Origin of the sequence: Marinomonas balearica (assembly GCF_004362145.1) — a bacterium.
Lineage (GTDB): Bacteria > Pseudomonadota > Gammaproteobacteria > Pseudomonadales > Marinomonadaceae > Marinomonas > Marinomonas balearica.
The window spans coordinates 234,240-260,456 of the sequence record NZ_SNXC01000012.1 but is presented as its reverse complement, the minus strand read 5'-3'; the positions used below and the strand labels follow the sequence as shown (position 1 = coordinate 260,456).

The window sequence follows — 26,217 nt, the reverse complement described above, 5'->3', positions numbered from 1 at the left end:
AAAATATGAAATTTTCAGTCGTCCGCGAGACGCTTCTAAAGCCATTACAATTAGTTGCCGGTGTCGTTGAACGTAAACAAACTATGCCAGTATTAGCAAACGTACTGGTTGAGGTTAAAGACCAGGTATTGACGCTAACAGGCTCCGATTTAGAAGTTGAATTGGTTGGTCAGGTGCCACTTGATGAATGCCAAGAAGGCCGAGTCACGGTTCCTGCGCGTAAGTTGGTAGACATCTGTAAAAGCCTTCCTGATAGCGCTGTGATTGAGTTCTCTTTAGACGAACAAAAAGCCACTATCCGTTCAGGTCGCTCTCGTTTTAGTTTGTCGACATTACCTGCTGATGAGTTTCCAAACATTCAGGATATGCAAGGTGATTTGACCGTCAATATTGCACAATCGAGCGTGCGTCGCCTCATTGACCGTACCGGATTTGCAATGGCGAACCAAGACGTTCGTTACTATTTGAACGGTATGCTGTTTGAAGTTGCAGACGGTCAGTTGCGTGTTGTCGCAACCGATGGACACCGTTTAGCGACGGCTATAGAAGACGCTCAAGTGAGCGGCGATTTGACTCAAGTGATTGTGCCTCGTAAAGGGGTGTTAGAATTGAATCGTTTGTTGAGTGATACGGATGAGCTGGTTGAGCTAAAAATCGGCTCAAACCACGTTCGTGCAACGGTTGCAGATTATACTTTCACATCGAAGCTGGTGGACGGTAAGTTCCCAGATTATCATCGAGTTATTCCAAGAAATAACGAAAAAATGGTGATCGCTGATCGTCAGGAATTGCGCCAAGTATTTTTACGAGCATCGATCCTTTCGAATGAAAAATACCGCGGTGTGCGTTTGATCTTATCCAACGGCATGCTTCAAGTATTTGCTAACAACCCTGAACAAGAAGAAGCCGAAGAGTCTGTCTTAGTTCAATATCAGGGCGATGGAATGGAAGTTGGCTTCAATGTTGGCTATCTACTTGATGTACTTGGCGTGGTTGACGCGCAAGAAGTTCGCATCGCAATGAACGATTCAAACAGCAGTGCTTTGATTGAAGAAGCACAAAGCCATGCAGCGCAATACGTCGTTATGCCGATGCGTCTGTAACACTTCAATAATACAAAGGTGTGTTCGAGTTCGATCACACCTTTTATAAAGCCTTCCAAATATGCCTCTGGCGCGTCTCGATATCGCAAAGCTGCGAAACCTTACCAAAATTCAGTTTGAGCCTTCGAATCAGGTTAATGTGATTATTGGAGAAAATGGCAGCGGTAAAACCTCCGTTCTTGAAGCCATTCATCTGCTTTCATATGGCCGTTCTTTTCGAAGTCACAAACACAAAACCTATATTCAGCATGAGCAAGACGAGTGCATCGTCTTTGCTCAGCTTGAAGCCAATTCACGTGTATTGCCAATCGGTTTGAGGCGGGCTCGTGATGGCGCAATCGAAGTGCGAATTCAAGGAGAGAAGATCCATTCGATTGTTGAGCTAGCAGAGCGCTTGCCAGTACAGCTGATCAATCCAGATGCTTTTCGATTATTAGAAGGATCTCCTAAGGTTCGTCGCCAGTTTATCGACTGGGGAGCGTTTCACTTTGATGCGCAATTTATGTCTGCATGGAGAGATTGGCAAAAAGCATTAAAACAGCGGAATAGCTTGCTTAAACGTGGTAAAATTTCACCTAATTTACTGGCTGCTTTTGATCAGGAGTTGATCAGGCTCGGCGAAATCGTTAATGGCGTTCGTCAAGCCTATGTAGAGCACTTAATTCCGTATTTTCAAACCGTGTTGAATGCGCTGTCGGATGAGCTTGATGTCACTCTTAATTTTACGCAAGGGTGGGATTCGCAAAAAACGCTTACTGAATCGCTGGCGTCCGGAATGGGTCGTGATATTGAGCTTGGTTATACGCATTCGGGGCCACAACGCGCGGATTTACGAGTAAAAACCAAGACGGGTGATGCGTTAGATACGCTTTCCCGTGGTCAACAAAAGCTGGTGGTGTCTGCGCTTAAAATAGCACAGGGTCAAGTACTGACAGGTATGGGTCGATCTTTAGTGTTCTTAGTCGACGATTTACCTGCTGAGCTGGATGCGAACCACCGTCAAAAACTGTGTCGATTGTTAGAATCGCTTAACAGCCAAATATTTATAACCAGTGTTGGGTCAGACAGTTTGGATTTTGTCTGGTCTGATGCGACAGATGTTCGTCACTTTGCTATGCGTAATGGCGAGTTGCAGAGGGTTGCAGGAGACTTAAATGAGTGAAAACAATTACGATTCGTCCAGTATAAAGGTGCTCAAAGGGCTCGATGCTGTCCGTAAACGTCCAGGTATGTATATTGGTGATACGGACGACGGTACAGGTCTGCACCACATGGTGTTTGAAGTCGTCGATAACTCGATTGACGAAGCTCTTGCGGGCCATTGTGATACCGTCACAGTCACTATTCATCCAGACGAGTCAGTGTCTGTATCGGATAATGGACGTGGTATTCCGGTAGACATGCACGAAGAAGAAGGTGTTTCTGCCGCAGAAGTTATCATGACGGTACTGCACGCCGGCGGTAAATTTGATGACAACTCTTACAAGGTATCGGGTGGTCTTCACGGAGTGGGTGTGTCTGTTGTTAACGCATTGTCCGAAAGCCTAACTCTGACAATTCGCAAGAACGGCAAAATCTATGAGCAGAATTATGTTCATGGGGTTCCGCAAGCACCGTTAGCCATTATAGGTGACACGGATGGAGCTGGCACAACGGTTCACTTTAAGCCTTCTGCAGACACTTTTAGTAATATTCTATTTATCTACGATATTCTTGCGAAGCGTTTACGTGAGTTGTCTTTCCTTAACTCTGGTGTGGCGATTCGCCTGAAAGATGAGCGCTCCGGACAAGAAGACTTCTTCAACTACGATGGCGGATTGAGCTCTTTTGTTGAGCATTTGAATACAAACAAAACTCCGATTAATGATATTTTTCACTTCATTTGTCAGCGTGATGATTTAGAAGATGGCATCGCGGTTGAAGTGGCGCTTCAGTGGAATGACGGTTTCCAAGAGAACATTTATTGTTACACCAATAACATTCCTCAACGTGATGGCGGTACTCATTTGGCAGGGTTTCGTGGTGCGCTAACGCGTACACTCAATAACTTTATAGAGTCAGAAGGTCTTGCTAAGAAACAAAAAGTCGCTACAACAGGCGATGACTGCCGTGAAGGCTTAACAGCGATTGTATCGGTAAAAGTACCGGATCCTAAGTTCTCTTCTCAGACTAAAGACAAGTTGGTTTCGTCGGAAGTAAAAACCGCTGTAGAACAAGAAATGTCTAAGCGCTTCTCGGAATTCTTATTGGAAAGCCCAAGCGAAGCGAAAATCATAGTAAATAAAATGATCGACGCTGCGCGTGCGCGTGAAGCAGCACGTCGTGCTCGTGATATGACTCGTCGTAAAGGTGCATTAGACATCGCAGGTTTGCCGGGTAAGCTGGCAGACTGTCAGGAAAAAGATCCAGCGCTTTCAGAAATCTACCTAGTGGAGGGTGACTCTGCAGGTGGTTCTGCAAAACAAGGTCGTGACCGTCGTACTCAGGCCATCTTGCCGCTGAAAGGTAAGATCCTGAACGTTGAGAAAGCGCGCTTTGATAAAATGTTGTCATCGGCGGAAGTCGGTACACTGATTACCGCATTGGGTTGTGGTATTGGCCGTGATGAGTTTAATCCAGATAAGTTGCGTTATCACAGCATTGTAATCATGACCGATGCCGACGTTGATGGATCGCACATTCGTACCTTGCTACTGACGTTCTTCTTCCGTCAAATGCCAGAAATTATTGAACGCGGACATATCTTTATCGCTCAACCACCTCTATATAAAGTGACACGTCGTAAGAATGAGCTTTATATCAAAGATGAACATGCGCTTGAGCAACACCTTATCGAAGTGGCTTTGGACGGCGCAGCCCTTCATGTAAATGAAGATGCACCAGGAATACAAGGCGAAGCATTGGCTAAGCTCATTCGAGATTACATTCGTATTGAAGACGATATTGAACGCATGGCTCGCGTGTACCCACAAGATGTCATGGGCAAGCTTCTGTATGTTGCACCGCTTCAATCTGAGGCTCTGACGGATGAAAATGCGGTATTAGAATGGGTTGAATTGCTTCGTCAACAAATGCCGACAGACACTCGCACGGGCTTCCAGTTTGACTTCTTCGTCGAAAAAGATGAAGAACGTAATGTGTACCTACCTGTTGTTGATATCATGTCACACGGCGTCAGTAACCGTTACCGTTTTGAAGCGACATTCTTTGCATCACCTGAGTATGCTCGTATTGTTGAAATGTCCGAAACTATTAAAGCACTGTTTAGCGAAGAATCTTACATTCAACGTGGTGAACGTACGCAAATTGTTGCTGACATTGACATAATGAAAACTTGGTTGATGAAAGAAGCCAAACGCGGCATGGACGTACAGCGATACAAAGGATTGGGAGAGATGAACCCTGATCAACTTTGGGATACCACTATGGATCCTGATTCTCGCCGTATGCTACGCGTGACCATTGATGACGCGGTTGCAGCCGATCAGATGTTTACCACACTGATGGGTGACGAAGTTGAACCTCGCCGTAACTTCATTCAAGACAACGCATTGTCTGTAGCGAATTTGGACGTTTAATCGTTAATTTAGTTAAGCGTTAAAAAAAGCCCGATTTAGTTTTCTAAATCGGGCTTTTTTATATTTCTAGTAGCTCAATGCAGTAGAAACGATGAGCCGCAAGTTTTGACGCTATGTCGTTGCTTAAAGCACCGCTTTAATGCTGTCTTGGATAGGTGTAGATGGACGACCAATAAGCGTTTCTAGATCCTTGCTGTCGCTGTATAGTGCGCCATTGGAGGCACCCACGTCTGAGTCTGCTAGAACTGCAGCGAACCCTTCAGGAAGACCGACTTCTATGAGTATTTTTGTGAACTCTTCTGCTGGAAGGTCTTGGTATATAACGGCTTTTTCAGACAGCTCACTCACGTATTGAGCGTATTCGGTTAATGTAAACGCCGTGCTGCCTGCTAGCTCGTATATTTTACCGGCGTGACCTTCCGTTGAAACGGCAACCGCTGCGGCTTCGGCGTAATCTGCTCGTGTCGCTGTGGCAAATTTGCCTTCTTTTGCACTGCCCAGTACTGCGCCGTGTTCCAGTGCCATTCCTAGGTTTTCCGTATAATTTTCAGAGTACCAGCTGTTGCGTAATATTGCATGTGGAACACCAGATTCAGCCAGTGCTTGTTCTGTACCGATGTGCTCTTGAGCTAAGATCAACGGAGAATCTGTTGCTTTAAGAAGGCTGGTATAGACGATAAGTTCCACGCCTGCTTCTTTAGCGGCGTTGATGACATTTTGGTGTTGTGAAAGACGCTGGCCAACTTCACTTGAGGAAACCAAAACTAAGCGTTTTACGCCTTCGAATGCTGGGACGAGTGTCGCTGGATCAGAATAATCTGCTTTACGAACTGCTATTCCTTGACCTGCAAGGTCTGCCGCTTTTTCTGGAGAGCGAACGCCCGCAATGATGCTGTTTGCTGGTGTGCCGCGTGAAATTAGACTCTCTATGACCAGTTTTCCCAATTTTCCTGTTGCGCCTGTTACTAAAATCATAACTGAAACTCCTACGTAATCTTCTTTTCTAAAAATTGCTTTGAATGAAAAAGCCGTTGGTTAATTTGATAAAACTAATTTAGACTAGAAACTAACTAAAAGTAAGTACGTACAAAAAGGTAAGTATGAAAAAAGTAGTGCAATTAGAGAGCAAGCCGTTAGGTATTGACGTTGAGAAGATGTTTTCAGAATACGATCGCGGTGATGTGTTATCGAGTAACTGTCCTTCACGAGAGATTATGAAACACATAACAAGTCGCTGGGGAATCATGGTGTTTGTTGCGCTACGGGATGGTGAAAATCGCCGTTTTAGTTACTTGCGCCGCCGACTTGAAGGCGTAAGTGAAAAGATGCTGGCACAAACACTAAAACAGCTTGAAGGGGATGGCCTTGTTGAACGTACCGTCTACCCCGTTGTTCCGCCGCATGTTGAGTATAAATTAACGGATTTAGGGCAAGAAGCTTGTCAAAAAGTACTGGAATTAGTGTGCTGGATTGAAGGTAATACGATGAACATTATGAAGCAGAAATTGGGCAGTTGATTTGGCCTACTATACGCTTATTTATGGTCACGTTTTTGCAGATTAATATTTAAGAAAATTAAGCGCTTCTTTTTGAAGTAAGTTACTTTTTTTAATTTAACCTCCATGATTAAATGCATTTTGTTCAGAGGAGCATTCGTCTCTTCTTTTTGCCCGCATACGTGTGCTTGTCATTGCCTTTGAGATCTAAAAAATGCGTATATTTGAATGGAAACGCACATCAACTTATTGTTTGATGTTTATCGCCTGTGGTGCCGTCAGTGGTATGTTAGGGCCATGCTTGATTTATTTGGCACATCTTTCTAATTCAACGGTCACTGGAATTTCCGTGCTGTTTACTGCCAGAGGTATTGGCAATATTTTGGGAGCATTGGTTGCTGCCAGAATGTATGACCGATTTACAGGCCACCACTATTTGATTGCGATGTTAGGAATCATGATTGTCGCGACGTTGCTGGTGCCCTTTTCTACCAGCTTGTGGATGTTGATAGGTTTGTTTGTCTTGCTTGGGGCAAGTGAAGTCTCCATTAATACAGGCGGTAACTTGATGATGCTTTGGTTACACCGCGAAAAAGTCGAATCTTATGTAACGGCATTGCATTTAAGTTACAGTTTGGGAGCCATGGTGGCGCCTCTTATTTTTGTTGCGATGAATTGGTTAGGAGGGAGCTACGGTTGGGGGATTTGGCTCATCGGGCTGTATTCTATTCTGTTCCCTATTCTGTTGTTTAAGCAACCCACCCCGGTATTAGATACGCCTTCTGATACTCAAACAGAGGTTCCGAAAAATCAAACTAAGTTGTTCGTTTCGTTCTTAGTCGTGATTTTTTTGTATGTAGGAATGGAAGTCACGGTTGCAGGCTGGATTTCAACGTATGGAACTCTAAAAGGTCTTACTACTGATAATGCAGCTGTGTTGGCAACATGGTTTTTTATGGCCATGTCATTGGGGCGCTTGATCTTTGTTCCCTTATTGCGTTTTTTAGCGGTTGTGCCGTGTGTTTATATCTTGATGCTGGTATGCGGCGTTTCTATTTTAGCGATGAGTGTAGGCTCTGAAAAAGGTCATATGTTGGAATTGATCGTTTTCGGTCTAGGCTTCGGGTGCTCTGCACTTTTCCCTATGATTTTCTCCTTTGCTAATCGTATTTTAACCTTAACAGGTAAACGAACCGGCATCATCTTCTTCTGCTGTGGTCTCGGTGCGTTGGTCGCCCCTTCTTTAACAGGTCCTTTGATCGAAGTGCTTGGCGTTGATTCGTTTCCAATATTATTGTTGGTTCTGTTGGCTTTTTTTGTTTCGAGCTGGACCTATGTTCTAAGGCTAGCAAAACGATATGAGTGATCTAATAGCGTACGAGCTTCATGACGATTATCCGACTCTCACAGTGAGATAATCGTCATAGGACGCTCAGGCAAATTTATGAAGGGTTGCCAACGCAAATGCCGCTAGATCAGCGTACACATCAAAGTAGAAATTGAACTCTTTGTATTGAGAGTCTCTGCCTTTACCTGTTAGTACCAATGCAGGGTGACAGCCCCGTGCGTGACCGGCTTCTAGATCTCGTTTGCTATCGCCAACCATGATTGCCTGTGTTTGAGTAAAATCTGCGTTGATTTTACTTTCAATGGATTCGATCATACCCGGTAAAGGCTTTCTGCAGCTGCATCCGTCGTCAGGCCCATGAGGACAGTATTCGATCCCTTCGATAGTACCGCCTTCCGCTTCAACCAATGCCATCATTTTTTGGTGCATTGCGAGCAGCTCAGCTTCATCGTAATAACCACGAGCAATGCCTGATTGATTGGTTACAACAAACACTCTAAACCCTGCTTTTGAAAGTGCGGCAATAGCTTTAATACTCCCCGGAAGAGGTTGCCATTCATCGACAGATTTAATGTATGCGTCTGAGTCATAATTGATGACACCATCACGATCTAACAAAATAATAGGTTTAGTTTTGATGTTATTTTGATCTGTAATTTGCGGCATTTTCAGTTTCTGTCACTTCTAATTAAGTTCAAAAAGGAGATTGTTTGTATCATTGCTGCATTTGCAGGTCGAGTTGTTTTCTAACAAAGACAACAAAGACAACAAAGCAAATAAGAGCATGCGTATAACTTACTGCGTTTGTTCTTCCAATGCGACTTTTATTGATAAGCTGTGATTCTGATAAATAGGATTCTGAGAAATAGAGTACAATACACACTTTCATTATTCTGTTTTGTGGTAAATGGTGGCCTATGTCTTCAGATCAACCTAAGTCTGTGCTTGTTGCGAGTTTAAAACTTATCGGTGCTTTGCCGTTTTCGGTTAAACGAACATTGGGGCGTTTAATGGGTCGCTGTCTTATTCGCTTAGACAAACGCACGGTTGAAGGGATTGATCAGAACTTGTTACTTTGTTTTCCCGATATGCCTCTGGCTCAACGAAAGTCACTTCGTAATCAGCGACTCATTCATATGGGCCAAACGAGTATGGAGATGTTGCATGCTTGGACTCGGACTCCTGATGAGCTGATTAAGCTATTGGAGTTTGGAGAAGGTGTTGAAGAGTTTAAACAGGCGCTGGAAAGCGACCAAGGTGTTTTACTCATGGCGCCTCATTTAGGAAGTTGGGAGTTTATTCCTTCTTTTGTGTCGCAGATGCGTACGATGACCACTATGTACCGTCCGCAAAAAGACAAAGCAATGGACGCATTTATTTTGGAGTCTCGCAAAAGAGCGGGTACGGAGTTGGCCCCTACGGATCGTCGCGGTGTTATGCAGTTAATGAAGGCGTTAAAGTCTGGTGGCGTGGTTGGAATTCTTCCTGATCAAGTCCCAGCTGAAGGCAGTGGCGAGTATGTTCCATTTTTTGGCCAGCCTGCGTATACCATGACACTGGCGAGTCAGTTAACGTCTAAGTCTGGAGCAAAGGCGTATATTTGTGCCGCCTTTCAAACGAAAACAGCATTAAAATTTGAAGTGTTTCCCTTAGATCAGGCGTTCTACAGTGAGGACTTACCAACTTCCACAGCAGCGTTAAATAAAGATCTAGAATCATTGATAATGCGCCACCCTGAGCAATATCAATGGGAATATAAGCGATTTAAAAAACAAGCTGACGGCTCTTCCTTGTATCCGCGTTCATCTGATATGTGATTTCAGGTTAGCATTTGCCTTCGATTGTTCAGTATTCGCTTTATTGCATTCAAATTAAGCGACGTCTCTAATATCTGCAAATTGCGCCTGTCGACACTGCGTTGCTAAATCAAGGGGTGACAGGCCAATGTCTAACCCTCGCTTGCCCCCACTGACATAGATTTTGTCGAGACATTCGGCACTCTTATCTATGAGGGTTATCAGTGCTTTTTTCTGCCCGAGAGGACTAATGCCTCCGACTAAATACCCGGTTAATCGCTCAGCTTCTTTTGGATCTGCCATTCGAAGCTTTTTCACCTTCAGTGCTGAGGCTGCACGCTTTAAATTGAGCGTGCAGTTGACTGGTACGATGCAAACAAAAAACTGTTTATCATCAGACACAAGTAAGGTTTTGAATACTTCTTTTGCCTGCAGGCCTAACTTTTCAACGGCTTCGTTACCAAAATTTTTGCAGCTGGGATCATGCTCGTATTCATGAATTGAAAACCCCTTTTTTGCTTTTTTCAGTTGGTTGATGGCCGGTGTCATGTTAATTCCTTCTTACGTGTGTCTCGTCAATTCGAGTTATCGTTGCCAAAACATAGGCGTAAACAGTACCAGTAAAGTAAAGACCTCTAAACGCCCAAGGAGCATAGCAAAGCACAGCATCCATTTCGCTGGGTCGTTTACACTGGCAAAATTGGCAGAAACTTCTCCTAGGCCAGGCCCCAAGTTATTAAGCGTTGCAGCGACGGCTGACCAAGCCGTAACTTGATCGATGCCTGTTGCCATCAAGCCAATCATAAGGATGACATAAACAATCAGATAGGCAGAGAAGAATCCCCACACTGCTGAAACAACGCGTTCAGGAATTGCCTTACCCCCTACTTTGATTGGGATTACGGCACTTGGATGCACCAGCCTTTGGATCTCCCGAACACCTTGCTTTAGGATCAACAGTATCCGCATGACTTTCATACCGCCGCCAGTAGAACTGGCACAGCCACCCGCAAACGATGTAACGATCAATAAGAACGGAAGGAAGTGAGGCCAAGTTGAGAAGTCGGATGTACCAAACCCTGCTGTGGTCGCAATTGAGATGCTCTCAAAGACCGCATAACGGATAGATACATCCCAGTCGTAGGTTGATGTAAGAGTGAGTCCTAATGTTGCTAGGGTGATCGTACAAAAGAGAATAAAGATAAAGAAGCGAGCTTCAGGATCTTGGAAGTAATGCAGTACACTTTGGTTTCTCCAAGCAAAAAAGTGCAGCCCAAAGTTGATGGCGGAAATAAACATAAAGAGTGAGCAAACGATTTCTATCGCGACGCTGTCGAAATAGCCGATGCTTGCGTCATGCGTGGAGAAACCACCAATTGCTACGGTAGAGAAACTGTGACAGATAGCATCAAATAAACTCATCCCCGCTAACCAATATCCGATCGCGCAAACGGTCGTTAAAGAAGCGTATATATACCAAAGCGCTTTTGCTGTTTCTGCAATTCGTGGCGTTAGCTTTGAATCTTTTACAGGACCTGGCGTTTCAGCACGATATAGCTGCATACCACCGATGCCGAGCATCGGCATAATGGCCACCGCCAGTACGATAATCCCCATTCCCCCTAACCATTGAAGTTGTTGGCGATAGAAGAGGATTGACGGCGGTAAATTATCAATGTGAGTTAGGATGGTTGCACCCGTCGTGGTAAGAGCAGAGATAGACTCAAAAAGTGCATCAGTAAACGTGAGCACTGGGTCGGTGGAGATTAGAAACGGAACCGATCCCGATAGACCCAATACAAACCAGAACAGAACAGTCACTACGACCCCATCCCGAATTTTTAAATCGGCTCTTTGGTTTCGAACCGGCAACCAAAGTAGCAAACCGCTGATTAAGTTAATGCCAAGTGCAGAGATAAAAGCGTTCAGTGCGCCATCCTGATATATAAGAGAAACAATAATAGGCGGGATCAGAGACAGGCTGAACACCATCACTAATATGCCAATAACTCGTAGAATAACCTGAATGCGCATATGTCTTTTCCAATTTACTTGTTGTCGCTGAATCACTCAGCGCGCTTATTTTTGTTTGATCTTGCTTTCGATTACTTGCGAATGAGCTTGGGCTCATTCGACGTTTGCTCGCTGATTTAAGTATTTGGATTAGAAGAAAGTCAGCCCTACTTGGAACAGTTGCTCTACCGCAGGTATCTGCTTTTTGTTAGAGACAAATAGAATGACGTGATCCTCAGCTTCGATTTTCACGTCTCCTGAGCCAAGAATAATATCATCGCCTCGAACAATCGCACCAATCGTTGCACCTTCGGGAAGGTTAATGTTTGAGATTTTTCGCCCCACAACTTTAGACGAGTTGTAATCTCCGTGTGCGACGGCTTCTAATGCTTCCGCAGCACCTTTACGCAGCGAGTGAACATTTACCACATCACCACGACGGATGTAGGACAGCAAACTACTGATGGTGGTTTGTTGCGGCGAAATCGCGATGTCTATCATGCCTTTCTGTACGATATCGACGTACGCAGGGTTGTTGATGATCGTCATGACCGTTCTCACGCCAAGTACTTTGGCCAACATCGAAGACATGATGTTCGCTTCGTCGTTGTTTGTCAGTGCACAGAAAACATCAGTCGACTCGATATTTTCTTCCAGCAGCAATTCCTGTTTTGACGCATCGCCATTGAGTACGATGGTGTTGTTTAGCGTTTCTGATAAATAGCGACAGCGTTCAGGGCTACGTTCAATGATTTTAACTCGGTATTCTTTTTCTAGGCTCTGCGCTAAACGTTCACCTATGTTACCGCCGCCCGCAATGATGATACGGCGATATGGCGTATCCAATGGACGCATCTCACTCATCACATCGAGCACGTCTCTCTGAGCCGTAAGGAAGAATACTTCGTCATTGGCTCGAATATGAGTATTACCGTCTGGCTTGATGGCTTTGCCTTCACGATAAATTGCTGCGATTCGAGTTTGAATCGATGGCATGTGTTCTTTTAAGTAGCTAATGGGCTGATCAATGAGAGGGCCGCCTGTCTCCGCTTTAACCACGACCAGCTGAACTTTCCCCTCAGCGAACTCCATCACCTGTAATGCGCCCGGATATCGAATCAGGCGACTTAAGTGCTTCGTCACTTCTTTCTCTGGGCTAATACGTACGTCGATTGGGAGCGCTGTATCAGAGAAAAGTTTTGGATATTTCGCGTAGGCGCTGGAGCGTACTCGACCAATTTTGGTGGGTGTTTTGAATAGCGTATGAGCGATTTGGCACGCCACCATGTTTATTTCATCTTGGTTGCTTACCGCGATCAACATGTCTGCATCATTACAACCTGCTTGATCAAGTACGTCGGGATGCGATCCACTCCCCTCTACTGTTTGGATATCGAGCCGATCTTGCAGTTCTCTCAGTCGATGTTGGTTACTGTCAATAACGGTAATGTCGTTATCTTCATTTGCAAGGTTCTCTGCCAGAGTGGCTCCAACCTGACCTGCACCGATAATGATTATTTTCATAAACTGCCTTAGAGGAGACGCCTCTCACTTAGGTTCTGATTTACTGTCGTGTTAATTGCGTTAGCGTGTCGCAAGTAGTTAATTCTAAACTCGTTCTCCGATAGTTTTAACGTCTATTTTGAATTTATTGATGATTTTTTTCTAAAGGAGATTAAATGATGAATTGATCTATTGTCGGTATGGAATTTTGGTGAATCTCAATTTGCCCTTATGTCGGCTCAGCGAACATCATTTGTAATGAAAACATGACTAACCTGAAAACAAAAAAAGGAGTGTTTCACGTGAAACACTCCTTTTTAGAATTTTAATTTAGATTGTCGTCTAGGTTAGGCGTCTCTTTTTTGTAATAAGCAATAGTAGAAGCCATCATGACCGTCGACCTTAGGAAGGAGCTGGTGGCCATGGTCAGTCTTGTTGTTTGAGGTATTCGTAGCGACCTTGCTAATTGTAGAATCACTATTAATTGAATGACTACTAATTGAATTCAACGGAACCTCAACTGCGGTTGCTGTTCTCGCTAAGAAACGCTCGATTTGAAGACTGTTTTCTTCCGGCATGATTGAACAGGTAGCGTAAAGTAAATAACCGCCCTCTCCAACGACTTGCCAAACGTTGTCCAACAAGGTCGATTGGATTTCTACAAGCGCCTCGATATCAGCTGGTTTTCTATTAATCTTAATGTCAGGATTGCGTCGAATTACGCCGGTTGCTGAGCAAGGCGCATCTAATAAAACTTTGTCGTACGGAGTTTCATCCCACCAGTTTTTTAAATCTCCAGCATCACTAACAATCAGCTCCACTTGATACCCTAAACGTTCAAGGTTCTCTTCAATTCTTTCTAAGCGCCACGGTTCTAACTCAACCGCAGTAAGTTGCACATCCGGAGCCGTTTCCAAAAGGTGTCCCGTTTTTCCACCCGGGGCGGCACAAGCATCAAGTAAACGCTCATTATTTTTCGGATGTAATATTTGAGCAGACAGCTGTGCAGCCTCGTCTTGTACGCTTACAAATCCTTCAGTAAATTTTGGCAATACAAAAATTGGTACTGCGGTTTCGAGATACAAACCTGACTCTGAAAATGATGTTTCACGTGAAACAATACCTTCCTCGTCCAGCATGTTCTTATATATTTCACGTGAAACCTTATCTAGGTTTACGCGAATGCACATGGGTGGGCGAGCATTAGTCGCTTCGACAATGGACTCGAACTGGTCCGGCCAGTTCTTTTTGATTCTCTTGATGATCCATTTTGGTAGATTGAATTCGACAGAAGGTTGTGACGAAATGGCCGCAATGATGTCGTCTTGATCCCTCTGATAACGTCTCAATACGGCATTAATAATTTTGGTCGCCCAGTCTTTTTTCAGAGTTCGACACAGTTCAACTGATTCATTGATGGCTGCGTGATCGGGAGTGCTCATATGTTGTAGCTGGTAAAGACCTAATAATAATGTGGCATAAAGATCAAAATCTCGCTCTTCGAATGGTTTTGCAAGTAAGCTTAACGCGATTGAATTGAGCGATGGGAAATGACGACACACGCCAAAACAGTACTCTTTTAGTAACGCTTGATCATCAAAATCTACTTTTGCTTGTATCCTCGACAACTGTGTCGACAAGGAACCTTGTTGAAGCAATATTTGTGTAATGACTTCAACGGCGGCGACTCGTGACCCCATTGAAGGCTGATCATTGTGGAAATCTGACATTGGCTGTATCTCTAAATTAACGGGGCACCTCACTTTCGTGAGGTGAGATTTTTATGCGTCAGTTTTAACAACCGAAGTGCCGACACTGAGAGCTGCTTTGTGTTTTCCATTTAGCGCATCTTGAACAGACATGCGCTTTCCACCGGGAAACTGTATGTTTTCTAAAATCAGATGACCTTGCCCTGTTTGAACAACAACACCTTCTTTCCCTGAAGATAGGATGTTAGCGACAGGAGCACTTTCGGAGGTTTCTGAACTCTTGACCTGTGCCGCATGTACTTTCATAACGCCTGCATCTGTTTGGGTATAGGCGATAGGCCAAGGATGTAGACCCCGCACTTGGCGAGCAATCATCTTGGCAGATTGATTCCAATCTATCTGACCTTCGGTTTTCGTTAATTTACCTGCGTAGCAAGTGAGTGATTCGTCTTGCTTTTCAGGAGAGATATCGCCGACTTTGATTTTCTCAAGCGCGTCTATAAGGGCTTTTCCTCCTAATGGAGCAAGCCTATCGTGCAGTACACCAGATGTGTCGTCTTCAAGAATGTCGCACTCTGCTTTTAGCAGCATGTCGCCTGTGTCCAAGCCAACATCCATTTGCATAATAGTGATGCCTGTTTTGGTATCCCCTGCTAGAAGAGCTCGATGAATCGGTGCAGCGCCTCGCCATCTTGGTAGCAATGACGCATGTACGTTGATGCAGCCTAAGCGTGGCGTATCCAAAACGACTTTGGGAAGAATGATCCCATAAGCTGCAACGATCATAATATCGGCATTCAGGTCCGCCAACGTTTGTTTGCCATCGTCTTGCTTAAAGTTAAGAGGCTGATAAACCGCAATGTTGTGTTGCTGTGCAAGTTGTTTCACAGGGCTTGCTACGAGCTTTTGTCCTCGCCCAGCGGGCCTGTCTGGTTGCGTGTAAACCGCAACAATTTCATATTGGTTTGTTTCAGCATTGTCGAGTATTGCCTGCAAACTGGACGCAGCAAAATCTGGTGTACCCGCAAATACGATTCTTAGAGGCGTTTCATTAGAATTGATAGAGTTATGTGGCATGAATATTATCCTGAGTCGATAACAAAAAAATCAGGCCGAAGCCTGATCTTTAGTTGATTGTTAGCATCGTATTGACACTTTGCTCAGTTTCGCTGGCAGGTCGTGATGCAAACTAATCCAATTATTAAAGCACTTATTATTTCTAAAGCTTGCTTAGGCGCGCTTCTTCTGAAGTTTCTGTAGTTTGGATTTTATACGATTACGCTTAAGTGGCGAAATATAATCCACAAATAGTTTGCCATCTAAGTGATCAATTTCATGTTGAACGCACACGGCCATTAATTCGTCCGTGTCCATTTCAAAAGGATTGCCTTCTCGATCGAGTGCTTTTACCTTTACTTTTGCGGCGCGGTAAATGAGTTCGTAGTATCCAGGAACGGATAAACAACCTTCTTGGAACTCATTTGGCTCATCATCTAAAACAACAAATTCAGGATTGATGAACACAAGAGGCTCATTACGCTCTTCTGAATGGTCCATAACGACAATGCGTTTATGAATATCAACTTGAGTTGCAGCAAGACCAACGCCACTTTGGTCATACATGGTGTCCAGCATGTCGTCGACCATGGCCTGAATTTCAGGTGTGACTTCTTCGACTTCCGTTGCTACTGTGCGTAATCTAGGATCGGGGTATTCAAGTACGGTTAAAACAGCCATAGCGGTATTCCAAATAGTTCTGTACTGACCTTGTTTTGGTTCTTCCAAAAAAAGCCTTATTCAATTCTCTTTATTGTAACTCAAACTGACAGGCTACGCCGAGTATCTATGGCCGAATTTTGTGCAATATGATTGAATAGCCCTGATAGAAAAGCTTAATGACAACGGGAAGTGTCGGAGCGTGTTCTAGATCACCTCGCTATGATTAGTTGTCACTTACACCCTTATTAATTTCGTAAGTGTTCAAATACTAATTGAGAATGGTGTAATTCAACAATGATCAATACAAGGATGGTATATGGATCAAACCTACTTAGGCTTTTCATTAGAAAAGTGGCTTTGTCTTAGCTTTATTGAAGGTGTAGGCCCTACTCGTTTAGCGCGCCTTTATACTTACTTAAAAACATTGGAAATGGATCAGGCTGATACGAGCCTCGACGTGGGTACGCTAAACCGACTTAAATGGCCAAAGCAAACTGCGATTCAAGCCATTGCACTTTTGAATTCAAATGTCCTTTCTGATGAAGCAAAGAAAAAACGTGATGTGACACAGAACTGGCTCCATGCAAGCCGCAGTCATCATATCGTATTTAGAGAAAATAAGGCGTTCCCTTCACTTCTACATGAAATTGCCGTTGCGCCTACGTTTTTGTATGTTCAAGGAAATGAAACACTGTTACAGCATAAAAAGTGTTTGGGGGTTGTCGGCGCGCGTCGGGCATCAACTTTTGGCCGTAAGGCATCAAAAGATTGGAGTGCTAAACTTGCATCGCATGACGTATGTATTGTCAGTGGCGGAGCAATGGGAATCGACACCTACGCGCATCAAGGCGCATTGGACGTACAAGGTAAAACGCTGTCAGTGATGGGAACGGGGTTACTTAATCTTTATCCTAAGCAAAACGCTACCTTGTATAAAAACATCGTTGAGAATGACGGAGCACTTATAAGTGAATACCCGCTAACGACGGAAGTGCGAGCTCATCTATTTCCTCCTAGAAACCGAATCATCAGTGGCATCAGTTCCGGCGTATTAGTTGTTGAAGCATCCGAGCGAAGTGGTTCGTTAATCAGTGCGCAGTATGCACTAGAACAAAATCGCAATGTGTACGCAGTGCCCGGGCACATTAACGATGTCTTGGCATCGGGCCCCAATGCTTTAATACGACACGGAGCTACTTTAGTTCGGTCGGCAGAAGATGTGTTGGAAGATATCGAATTACCGCTGAGGTCGTATCCTATTTCCGATACGAACAAAAAGATTTATCAAGAAGAGAAGCAGACTCAGTACAACACCTGTTCGAGCGTTAAGTTAGATAAGCAGGCCCAAACAAAGCTGTCGAAGCAAACTTGCTTACCGGATTTTTTATCGGTTGATGCAAAAACTCTTTTTGAAATCTTACAGCAAGAACGAGTGGGTTTGGATTTTGACGAATTGATCCGGTTGACGAGTTGGCCTGCACCGAATTTGATGCAGACATTGATGGAGCTCGAATTAAACAGCCTAATCGCCAATCAACAAGGCATGTACTTTAGGTGCTAACAATTACCCAAAACGTGTTTAATCAAAGGAATTGAAAACGTCGTTTTTAAGCTGGCGAATATCTCGACGCTCTTTTTTGTTCGGCTTATGGTCTGACATGATGCGTCCGCCATAGGATTTATTTTCCAGCGCACGACGTTCTCGCTTCTCAATGGACTCTGCGGTCTCTTCGTACAATAAGCGCGCTTCTGGCGCACCTCGGCGTTGTTCACTTAAAGCGAGTACCTTGATGGTCCTTTCATCCCAACCGAGACGTAAACGGATCTCTGAGCCGACCTCAACATTTTTGGCAGCTTTGCCCTTAGATCCGTTATAAATTACCTTTCCTCCGTCGATTGCTTCCTTACAAAGTGTGCGGGTTTTATAAAAACGTGCGGCCCAAAGCCATTTATCTAATCTTACCGCTTGTGGTGAGGCTTGCTTTTCTGCTTTACTCATATGTTATCGCGTTAATCCTAAATTGTTTGTACTGAGGCTGTTATGCAGGATGTTGGTCGCCACCCAGTTTTTAAAGCTCTACAAGAAATAATACACAATGCTGCTGATGCTATCATGGAAATTTATCAGCAAGAGGATTTGGGTATTCAACAAAAGTCTGATGACAGTCCTGTAACGGAAGCAGACTTAGCTGCACATAAAGTGATTTCTGAAGGCTTAAAAAAATTAACACCGGATATTCCAATTCTATCAGAAGAAGATGTTAAACCGTTTGAAGAAAGATCTAAATGGCGTCGACTTTGGGTTGTAGATCCGTTAGATGGAACGAAAGAGTTCATTAAGCGCAACGGAGAGTTCAGTATCAACATCGCGTTGGTGATTGACGGTGAATCCGTGTTGGGCATTGTCTATTTGCCAACAACATCTGAAGGGTATTTTGGTGCGACGGAATCGCTAAGGAAACACGATCTCTGGAACGACCTTCCAACGGGCGCAATGAAGTGGCGCGATGACGATGTGGAAGTGATAAAGGTTAGAGAACCAAACAGCCCTTTTGTCGCTATGACGAGCCGAAGCCATGGCCCTGCGTTACCGGAAGACTTTAAACAAATGTTGATTGAAGAATACGAGCATGTCAGAGAGCTGCCAAAAGGAAGCTCTATTAAAGGATGTCGTATTGCTGAAGGTATTGCTGATTTGCACCTTCGTCGCGGTCCTACTTGCGAATGGGATACTGCTGCTCAACAAGCTGTTGTTGAAGGTGCGGGCGGTGTATTGATTACACCGAAGGGCGATCCGTTCCGTTACAATCAGCGCGACACGCTATTAAATGGCCACTTCATCATAGCGAATCCACAGATCGCTGCTCGAGTGGTGAATTGGTATAGCCAACAAGACAAGTGATCTTAAATCCCTCTCTTTTACAAGTAACATAAGTAAGCAAGTACTTACTTATGTTTAACTGATAGTTTTGTGGTTCTGAAAGTTACTTAGTTATAATCGCTATTGAGTTGGAGCGCGTTCCAATTTCTGGAAGACGCGTTGCTGCGCTCTTTCTAAAAAGGCCTTTTGTTTTTCTATGCTGACAATAGACCTCGCCGCGGTCACAGTACCGACTAGACTGACAATGGTGTCTTCAGCCAGTGCTTTTGCGTTTCTAACGCCCTTTCGTTCCATGATGGCCGTCAGATTATCAACGAGATCAAAATAGCACGTCTCGTATGCCTGACGAACTTTCTCTTCTTTGTGAGAGGCGTCCGTAACAAGAAACGTCATCGGGCTTAAGCTTTCTTCCAAACTGACATGCGTCTTTCCTAAATACCGCGCCACACCGCTTGCAGAAATTGCAGGTTATGGAACCAGTGCCGATGCATATCATTTAACGGCAGGCTCTGAAAGCGGAGAAGGTGCAGCGCGCGCCATGAAAGCGGCCGTTAAAATGGCTGGCATTCAGGTAACGGACATTGGCTATGTGAATGCTCACGCAACCTCAACACCGGTAGGTGATAAAGGGGAAATTAATGCCTTGAGAGAGTTGTTTGGAGAGCATATCAATCAAGTCTCAATCTCTTCTACGAAATCGTCTATTGGGCATTTGTTGGGCGCGGCAGGTGGTGTCGAAGCCATTTTCAGTGCACAGGCGCTACGAACACAAACCCTTCCGCCTACTTTAAATTTAGAAGAACCAGAAGAAGGTATGAAAAATTTGGATTTGGGTTCGGAGGCGTAAACGCTGCCCTAATTTTGAAAAAAATCTAAAAGAAAATGATGGTTAACCGAGCAGTTTTTAAACGAATTTATTTACGGCTCGGTGTTTTTTATTTAGACTCTTGCGCCATCTTAAGAAGCTATTTATTGATCAAGTACGATCGATCCGCGTAGACCGTTAATGATTAACGAGATTTGCCCTACGCTGAATTACATGGAGTTGTATATATGTCACGTCAATACGCGAATACTGCGTTCCGTTCTTCTTCACAACACCTTTATTGTTTTAATGCTGAAGTGGTGTCGATTGAAGATCGCCATATCTGTATTACGGACTTGTCCGACCAAGAAGGTCTTACAAGCCAAACGATTCAAGTTCTTAAATCCCATTGTAATGCTGCGATTCACGACATTCGCGTTGGTGATAGAGTCAGCGCGCGTTTTCAATCCGATACCTATGTGATCGAATTTCGTTTTCAAAGAGAACAGGAAGAGTTCTTGCCATTGCAATACGATGCTCAAGGGCGGTTGACCTTACACGCAGGAAAAAGCCTGTTGTTGCAAACAAATAACGGAGTGTTGTCTATCAGTGATAAAGGTGCCGTTTCAATAGAGGGTACAGAATTAAAGCAGGATTTTACGCAGTACTATCGTGTGTACTGTCCATCCATTGCTTTTAATTAACCTGTCGTCAACATTCGTTGAGCGTGCAATAACGGTAGAAAGCGATTCTCTATTTATGAACCGAAAATGTCGAGTAAGGATACATACGACATGGTAAAGGACTTTCCACAATTATCCTGTATGTCATTGCAGGGCTCCCAAATGATCACTGTGTGCGGTGACGATAACGGCCTGACGAGCGAACAAACACTGTTTGATAATGTTCGGCGAGGGCAAATTAATACCCAACGTATTGATTCACTTGCCGTACTTCTAAATGGCATTCCAGTTATTGGAGAAGCGGCCTGTTTCGACCCTGAACATTGTTTTCATATCACGGAGTGGCAGTTTGATGCGCTCCTTAACAAGTTGTTTTCATTGGATTTATCCATTGATGCTGACGCAGGCTTGGTGATCAGTTGTCAATTTGAATTCCCCGATACCGCATTGGATGCATTGTCGTTAAGCCATGTACAACACGTAATACAAGCGACTTCATTGGAGAGCACGTTCGAGCGTTGGGAGCAGTCACTTACCGACACAGGGATTACAAAATGGTATTGGTTATGCCTCGACAGCCTGTGTACGAAGGATTGGCTGAACGAAAACCGCAGCCGGATGTACTCATCGCAAGTTCAAACGGATGGTTTGATTGCAGGTGAAGCGATTGTCTTGAGTGAGTGGAAGTATTGTCCCGATCAACACCAAAACGGTGTAGATATACCCGAAACTGCAAGTTGTTTCTTTAAAGGGTTAGAGAAATGGTCAGCAAGCACTAAACCAGAACAGCTTGCACGCTTTACTGTACTTGATAGTAAAACATCAGATACACCTGTATACATTGTTTCGAATGGTGATTTATCTAAAGATACATATTCGACAAATTACCACATGCGGAAGACATGGTGGCCAAATTTAATATTAAGTGAGATGGGCGCGCGCCAAGATGCAAATGATCTGACTGGCAATAAGCCGATTAGCCCGATTTCGGGTTTTCCGTTTATTAGCCCGTATCTTACGTTAGGCGATTGCGGTATGGCGAACTTGCCGTTGGTTATGATTTTAGCGAAGTCGCTGTTGCATTATGAGCAAACAGTGTCCGAACAACGCTCAAACGACAATTCCAATGAACCAGCGCCCTGGCCAGATTCTCTCACTTCCGACGTGCATTCCGAGCATAACGAGTACTCCAAGGACGAAGCCATCGTACTGGTAAGAAATGCTGACCACTATTATGTCGCAAGGCTAACTCATACACCTCATTCAAGTAAGGAAACGAAGAATGGCGTATAACATATGCATTAATGGACTTGGTGCTGTTCATGCGGGATCGGGCGGCAAACTGATTACCATTGATATTTGTAAAACACAATGTGGGCCACCGATTGTCCCTATACCCTACCCAAACGTCTCTGAAAGTAAGGATGCAGATAAAACCGTCAGCAGCGTAAAAGTAGCAGGTAATCCGGTTTGTACGGTGGATTCTGTCTTCACGCAAAGTAAAGGTGACGAAGCAGGCAGCCATGGTGGTATTCGCTCAGGAGGAACACAAGGTGAAGCCAGCTTCTTAATGGGCAGCCCAAATGTACAGTTTGAAGGCACGGCGGCGGTACGCTCAATGGATCTTATGGTTTCAAACCAAGAAAATACTCCACCTGCACCTCTGATGCAAGGCGGAGGAACAATCGCTTTATCTGCAACTTTGACCGATCCGACAGAACTTAACCCACTGGTTGCGCCTTACAAAACTGCGGTCGGCATCTTTGGTGAAAACGGTGCGTGGCACAGCTCACATTTAGTGATCGATATAGGTACACAGACAGGGTTAAGACAAACCGTCGCGCAACCGACGGATGAAGGCGAGTACTTACTGTTTGATAATCTACATACTGAGATCAGCGACATTGCCCTTTGTGTCAAAGAAGCAAAACCTTGGGTTCATAAAAAGGGAAAAGGGGCGCACGACCTGATACTTCCTTTGGTACAGCATCAAAACCAGCCTCGTAATGAGGAGACGGCTGAGCCCGTTACTAGCCTTGTACAGCTGACATTGAAGCGTTACCTTGATGAAACCCAAGACCCCGAACACGTTACCCCGCTTGAGGCTGGCTGGGTGTATGTGTTTTTAAATGGCCACCTTTGGCGGGAGCTTGAGGTGACGTCCATCGGGGAGCTACGCGACGTTGATCTTGCAACTTGGCAAGGAGTGGATGGCGGCGGGTTGCAATCATTAGATGATTTAAATCGTAAGCACATTCAGCGTGTGAGCTCTGGTATTAGTCAGGAAGGGTTAGAAGTACCTAAGATTCTCAATGGTGAACCGTGCGAGGTACAGATTGCTTACTCGGATAACCAATGGAGCTGGGAGCGTATTACCTCGTTGGGCGGAATGAACCCAGAAGATCCGCGTTTATGCTACTACGTCCAGCAGGACGATACGCTTAGCCAGATTGCATTGCGCTACCCTGTACTAGAAAGAAATACTCAAGCGCTAGCAGACCTTAACAACCTTGCGAACCCAGATTATATTCAGCCAGAGCAACGGTTACAGATACGTGAACCGGATATAGCGGGTGACAATGCGGATGATTTGCGTGCTCAGCGAACGGGCGCCGCGATAGATTTTGATCAGCTTGAAAGCGCAAACTACGAACTGTGCCTTTACGATGCGGTGAGCATTGCCAAAGAGCATGTTAGCGTGATTATGGAAACACATAATGACATTGCTGAACTTATAACAGGTCTAACAAACGGCGACACGGTGGCTGCGTATGAACACAGTGCGCTTATTCCGGCCAATATGCGCCCCCATCGAGCAGATAAATACAAATTGGCGGTAGAATTAAACGAGCTATTAAATCGGACTCCACAGGCGCTAAATGCGCCAAATGTAACATTAAGCGAGCAAGAGCAGGATAGCTTGGAAAGGCTTCAGTCGTATTCTGACGACCACTTAGACAAGGCCTATTTAGCTCAGTATTTGCAATTGGATACGCTCAAGCAAAAGGCGAGAGTGATATTGCAAAGTAAACAAGACTTAGTTGCCTTGTTTGATGAAGACACTCCAGCCTCGTTTACGGAATGTTGTATTGATTTAGGTTACCTACCCTCTGAAACTCTTTATCTGTTACCTAAAACATTAACCATCTTCATGCTGGTACTAAAAGGCCACCCAGCTCAGGCTTTTGTTAAACTTTTGCCCGACAATGAGTTTATGGATGGGTTAGCAGAGAATGATCCTGGCGAAGATTTGCTCTTGCGCCTACTCGGCACTCATCCGAATGAAGAACAGCATAAAGTCGGTCAGCTTATTACACCTGAGAGCACAGGAGATGGAATCGATGACTGGCAGGATAGGCAGGCTCCCTTTTTTGATTCGTCAAAATGGCAGTTAAATGATCTAGAAAGTGGATCTTTTCATCAAAATGTAGGCTTTGATCAAACGAAAAAAGCGTTAACGCTTTTGGTCGGTATGTACAACCAGCTGGCAAGCTTACCCAGCGCAAATACCAATCAAAAATTTATTGGTCAATTAGCGAGATTAGGAGCACAAGAAGATGCACTGATTAATTTGAAACGCTCCATGCAATCTATTAGCGGTCTTTTCGTTGAATTTGAAACTACTGTGACTGAATATGCGCGTGGCTATTTCCCTGATCATGTTATCCCGTTTGATATTAAGTTGCGTAAGCAACTTGCGGCGAATCAGTACACACAATTAAAAAATTCATTTAACGAACAAGGGGCAAACATAGCGACACCAAATGGCAACAAAGCGCCCTATTCGGCTCCGTTAAGCAGCATATTTAAACAAACGCCGCTGGCGCATGTGATGCAAGGGTTAGCGGACGAAGCGGCAAATAAGGCTTCAATAACCCCTCACCACGGCGTCAAAAAAGAAATCAAAATAAAAATATTGGGGCTCAAGCGAGATGAGTCTGTATCTATTGTGCTTTCAAAAAAGGATATAGAGCCCGAACCTCTTCCTAAAGGAGCGCAAAATCAACACAAGTATCTAAATGACCGTCTTACACGGCTACAAAATGTGCATCGTATTCCTTTCAAGCAATTGGCAATGTTTCGAGATGGGCGCGTACCATTATCAACCCGTGCTATACAGGCTGACCTTTTAACCACCAAACTCAACCACTTAAAAGACATAGCAGAGCTAGATCTTGATCCTATTAAGAAACAATCGATCAGCCATGCCATTACTGATCGCAATGGTGACGTGAAAAAAATGTATTACCGCTACCATATGCTTACGACGCTATTAGCGGGCTTGGAGTTTGTGAACTTGTACCGAGTTTGGAAGGATGACAGTAAGGGAGCAGGAAGGAGAAGGTTAGATATTGCTAGTAGCGTTGCCACAATAGCGTCCCTAGCTGGCTATGTGCTCAACTTACGGACTGAGTTTCGCTTGGGAGCCGTTACAGAGGACGATATTGATATTGTTAAAGGAAAAGTGGAGTCGACCTCATCATACACGTCACAAAAAGCGAAACTTGCTTCTATTGAAAGAAATAAACTCGCAAAGAGTCGTGTAAATTCCTTTCGTTTTCTTCATGGTGGTGCAGGAGTGGTTAGTGGACTGTCTATGGTATCGAGTGGGTTAGATGGTTACAAAGATTGGCAGGCGAATAACGAGTGGGGAGTAGCTGCAAATGTGGCATTTTTTGTTTCTGAAGCACTGGTCTTTTCGTCTTCTACGTTCAGCTTTATGGCGTCACTTCGATTAATGCCGCTTGCTTTCGCACAAATGTTCGGCGCAGCGATTTTCTGGCCTACTTTCTTGTTAGGAGTGGCGGGGTTAGCGCTCTATATATGGCTTGCGGATACGCCTCTCGAAACCCTAATTAAGAACTCTCCATTTGGTTTAGAGCGCAAGAACCAAAAACAGAAAGAAGACGTTGTCCAGCAGCACTGTCCAGCACTAACGATCGAAAAATTTCGCGACGCCCTAATGTCGCCCAGAATTCGCTTTTTTGAACATACAGGTGTTCTCTTAACCAATCGTGATTTCTGGAACGCTAAAATCAAGCTTAGTATCAAAGGCATGCCGCAGTCCTCAGCGTGCGAAACGGCTCATGCGTTATATTGGCGTCCGGTAGAGGTAAACTCTTCGCGACAAGGTACGTGGGTTCGGTTGTCGTTAGACAATGAAGCTTCGAATTTACCGCATATTAACTGGCTCGACACTATAATCGAGCCGTATGACGATAGTTCAGGTCATTTATTGATCATACCCTACAAAGCGTTACAGCCAATTTTACAACATTACCAACAAATTGAATTGAAATTCGAGTTGCGTGTTTACCCTAATGGTAAAACGACGCCATTGGGTCAGGGGATCAATGAGCCGTTGGAATTACCCATGCCTGATCGAGCGGAAAAGCCGCCGTTTAAAATTGTCACGCATAAGTTTGAGTCGACTACGATAAGCGTCCGAGCGCCACGGCCTATTTCTCAGATACCGGAATACATATCGGGTGATCGAGCCCTTTCGCTTTTTACGTGAGCGAATTTAAAGGATGAGCAAAAACGTTTGCAAAATGAGCAATCGTACAAGGAAAGTCATCACAT

The 26,217-nt window shown here is 44.5% G+C and carries 21 protein-coding genes and 1 pseudogene; 12 read left to right on the top strand and 10 right to left on the bottom strand.

Going from position 1 to position 26,217, the window contains the following annotated elements; translation table 11 throughout:
* The first annotated feature begins 5 nt into the window (after positions 1 to 5).
* From dnaN to gyrB, 3 genes are all read left to right on the top strand, one after another.
* The gene (gene dnaN, locus DFP79_RS11000) at positions 6 to 1,103 is read left to right on the top strand and encodes a DNA polymerase III subunit beta (RefSeq protein WP_133503995.1); all 1,098 of its coding nucleotides are present in this window, start codon (positions 6 to 8) and stop codon (positions 1,101 to 1,103) included.
* 61 nt (positions 1,104 to 1,164) lie between these two features.
* Complete coding sequence (gene recF / locus DFP79_RS10995; protein ID WP_133503994.1) at positions 1,165 to 2,265, top strand: DNA replication/repair protein RecF; 1,101 nt, start codon at positions 1,165 to 1,167, stop codon at positions 2,263 to 2,265.
* A complete protein-coding gene (gene gyrB, locus DFP79_RS10990) occupies positions 2,258 to 4,681 on the top strand; it encodes a DNA topoisomerase (ATP-hydrolyzing) subunit B (protein WP_133503993.1) in 2,424 nt (807 codons plus the stop codon). The genes recF and gyrB overlap by 8 nt, the downstream gene beginning before the upstream one ends.
* Before the next feature lie 123 nt (positions 4,682 to 4,804).
* Here gyrB and DFP79_RS10985 read toward each other — a convergent pair whose 3' ends face one another.
* Positions 4,805 to 5,656 (bottom strand): SDR family oxidoreductase, encoded by an 852-nt coding sequence (locus DFP79_RS10985; protein ID WP_133503992.1) that lies wholly within the window; start codon positions 5,654 to 5,656, stop codon positions 4,805 to 4,807.
* Between the two features lie 125 nt (positions 5,657 to 5,781).
* On the opposite strand from DFP79_RS10985, the gene DFP79_RS10980 reads away from it, so the two are divergent.
* Together DFP79_RS10980 and DFP79_RS10975 are read left to right on the top strand one after the other, a co-directional pair.
* Positions 5,782 to 6,198: a winged helix-turn-helix transcriptional regulator gene (locus DFP79_RS10980; RefSeq protein WP_133503991.1), complete on the top strand. Its 417-nt coding sequence runs from the start codon at positions 5,782 to 5,784 to the stop codon at positions 6,196 to 6,198.
* A 193-nt stretch (positions 6,199 to 6,391) separates the two neighbouring features.
* The gene (locus tag DFP79_RS10975) at positions 6,392 to 7,543 is read left to right on the top strand and encodes an MFS transporter (RefSeq protein WP_133503990.1); all 1,152 of its coding nucleotides are present in this window, start codon (positions 6,392 to 6,394) and stop codon (positions 7,541 to 7,543) included.
* Positions 7,544 to 7,609: 66 nt separating this feature from the next.
* Here DFP79_RS10975 and gmhB read toward each other — a convergent pair whose 3' ends face one another.
* On the bottom strand, positions 7,610 to 8,191 hold the full coding sequence (gene gmhB, locus DFP79_RS10970; protein WP_133503989.1) for a D-glycero-beta-D-manno-heptose 1,7-bisphosphate 7-phosphatase: 582 nt from the start codon (positions 8,189 to 8,191) through the stop codon (positions 7,610 to 7,612).
* Between the two features lie 251 nt (positions 8,192 to 8,442).
* Between gmhB and DFP79_RS10965 the strand changes: the two genes are divergently transcribed.
* Positions 8,443 to 9,342, top strand: a complete 900-nt coding sequence (locus DFP79_RS10965) for a lysophospholipid acyltransferase family protein (RefSeq protein WP_133503988.1) — start codon at positions 8,443 to 8,445, stop codon at positions 9,340 to 9,342.
* A 54-nt stretch (positions 9,343 to 9,396) separates the two neighbouring features.
* Here DFP79_RS10965 and ybaK read toward each other — a convergent pair whose 3' ends face one another.
* The 6 genes from ybaK to def all read right to left on the bottom strand — a co-directional run bounded on the left by ybaK (position 9,397) and on the right by def (position 16,283).
* On the bottom strand, positions 9,397 to 9,870 hold the full coding sequence (gene ybaK / locus DFP79_RS10960) for a Cys-tRNA(Pro) deacylase (RefSeq protein WP_133503987.1): 474 nt from the start codon (positions 9,868 to 9,870) through the stop codon (positions 9,397 to 9,399).
* Positions 9,871 to 9,906: 36 nt separating this feature from the next.
* Positions 9,907 to 11,355: a TrkH family potassium uptake protein gene (locus DFP79_RS10955; protein ID WP_133503986.1), complete on the bottom strand. Its 1,449-nt coding sequence runs from the start codon at positions 11,353 to 11,355 to the stop codon at positions 9,907 to 9,909.
* 129 nt (positions 11,356 to 11,484) lie between these two features.
* Entirely contained in the window at positions 11,485 to 12,858 is a 1,374-nt protein-coding gene (trkA, locus tag DFP79_RS10950) for a Trk system potassium transporter TrkA (RefSeq protein WP_133503985.1), read from the bottom strand.
* Positions 12,859 to 13,184: 326 nt separating this feature from the next.
* Positions 13,185 to 14,567, bottom strand: coding sequence for a 16S rRNA (cytosine(967)-C(5))-methyltransferase RsmB (gene rsmB / locus DFP79_RS10945; RefSeq protein ID WP_133503984.1), 1,383 nt, complete (start codon positions 14,565 to 14,567; stop codon positions 13,185 to 13,187).
* 51 nt (positions 14,568 to 14,618) lie between these two features.
* Positions 14,619 to 15,623, bottom strand: coding sequence for a methionyl-tRNA formyltransferase (gene fmt, locus DFP79_RS10940; protein ID WP_133503983.1), 1,005 nt, complete (start codon positions 15,621 to 15,623; stop codon positions 14,619 to 14,621).
* Positions 15,624 to 15,776: 153 nt separating this feature from the next.
* Positions 15,777 to 16,283: a peptide deformylase gene (gene def, locus DFP79_RS10935; RefSeq protein WP_133503982.1), complete on the bottom strand. Its 507-nt coding sequence runs from the start codon at positions 16,281 to 16,283 to the stop codon at positions 15,777 to 15,779.
* 298 nt (positions 16,284 to 16,581) lie between these two features.
* Here def and dprA point away from each other — a divergent pair, with 298 nt between their 5' ends.
* Entirely contained in the window at positions 16,582 to 17,826 is a 1,245-nt protein-coding gene (dprA, locus tag DFP79_RS10930; protein WP_133503981.1) for a DNA-processing protein DprA, read from the top strand.
* Between the two features lie 18 nt (positions 17,827 to 17,844).
* Here dprA and DFP79_RS10925 read toward each other — a convergent pair whose 3' ends face one another.
* Entirely contained in the window at positions 17,845 to 18,264 is a 420-nt protein-coding gene (locus DFP79_RS10925; protein WP_133503980.1) for an RNA-binding S4 domain-containing protein, read from the bottom strand.
* Between the two features lie 42 nt (positions 18,265 to 18,306).
* Between DFP79_RS10925 and cysQ the strand changes: the two genes are divergently transcribed.
* Positions 18,307 to 19,167: a 3'(2'),5'-bisphosphate nucleotidase CysQ gene (cysQ, locus tag DFP79_RS10920; protein WP_133503979.1), complete on the top strand. Its 861-nt coding sequence runs from the start codon at positions 18,307 to 18,309 to the stop codon at positions 19,165 to 19,167.
* Positions 19,168 to 19,266: 99 nt separating this feature from the next.
* Here the strand turns inward: cysQ and DFP79_RS10915 are convergent, their stop codons facing one another.
* Positions 19,267 to 19,593 carry a hypothetical protein gene (locus tag DFP79_RS10915; protein ID WP_208111418.1) on the bottom strand — a complete coding sequence of 109 codons (327 nt, stop codon included), beginning with the start codon at positions 19,591 to 19,593 and terminating at the stop codon, positions 19,267 to 19,269.
* On the opposite strand from DFP79_RS10915, the pseudogene DFP79_RS10910 reads away from it, so the two are divergent.
* The 4 genes and pseudogenes from DFP79_RS10910 to DFP79_RS10895 form a co-directional block, all read left to right on the top strand.
* Positions 19,589 to 20,022, top strand: a pseudogene (locus DFP79_RS10910) (beta-ketoacyl-[acyl-carrier-protein] synthase family protein); the annotation flags it as partial. The gene DFP79_RS10915 and the pseudogene DFP79_RS10910 sit on opposite strands and share 5 nt — an antisense overlap.
* Positions 20,023 to 20,199: 177 nt before the next feature.
* Positions 20,200 to 20,655, top strand: coding sequence for a hypothetical protein (locus tag DFP79_RS10905; protein ID WP_133503978.1), 456 nt, complete (start codon positions 20,200 to 20,202; stop codon positions 20,653 to 20,655).
* Between the two features lie 66 nt (positions 20,656 to 20,721).
* Positions 20,722 to 21,927: a hypothetical protein gene (locus DFP79_RS10900; RefSeq protein ID WP_133503977.1), complete on the top strand. Its 1,206-nt coding sequence runs from the start codon at positions 20,722 to 20,724 to the stop codon at positions 21,925 to 21,927.
* Positions 21,917 to 26,152, top strand: a complete 4,236-nt coding sequence (locus DFP79_RS10895) for a PAAR-like domain-containing protein (RefSeq protein ID WP_133503976.1) — start codon at positions 21,917 to 21,919, stop codon at positions 26,150 to 26,152. Before DFP79_RS10900 ends, DFP79_RS10895 begins: the two co-directional genes overlap by 11 nt.
* Positions 26,153 to 26,217 lie beyond the last annotated feature (65 nt).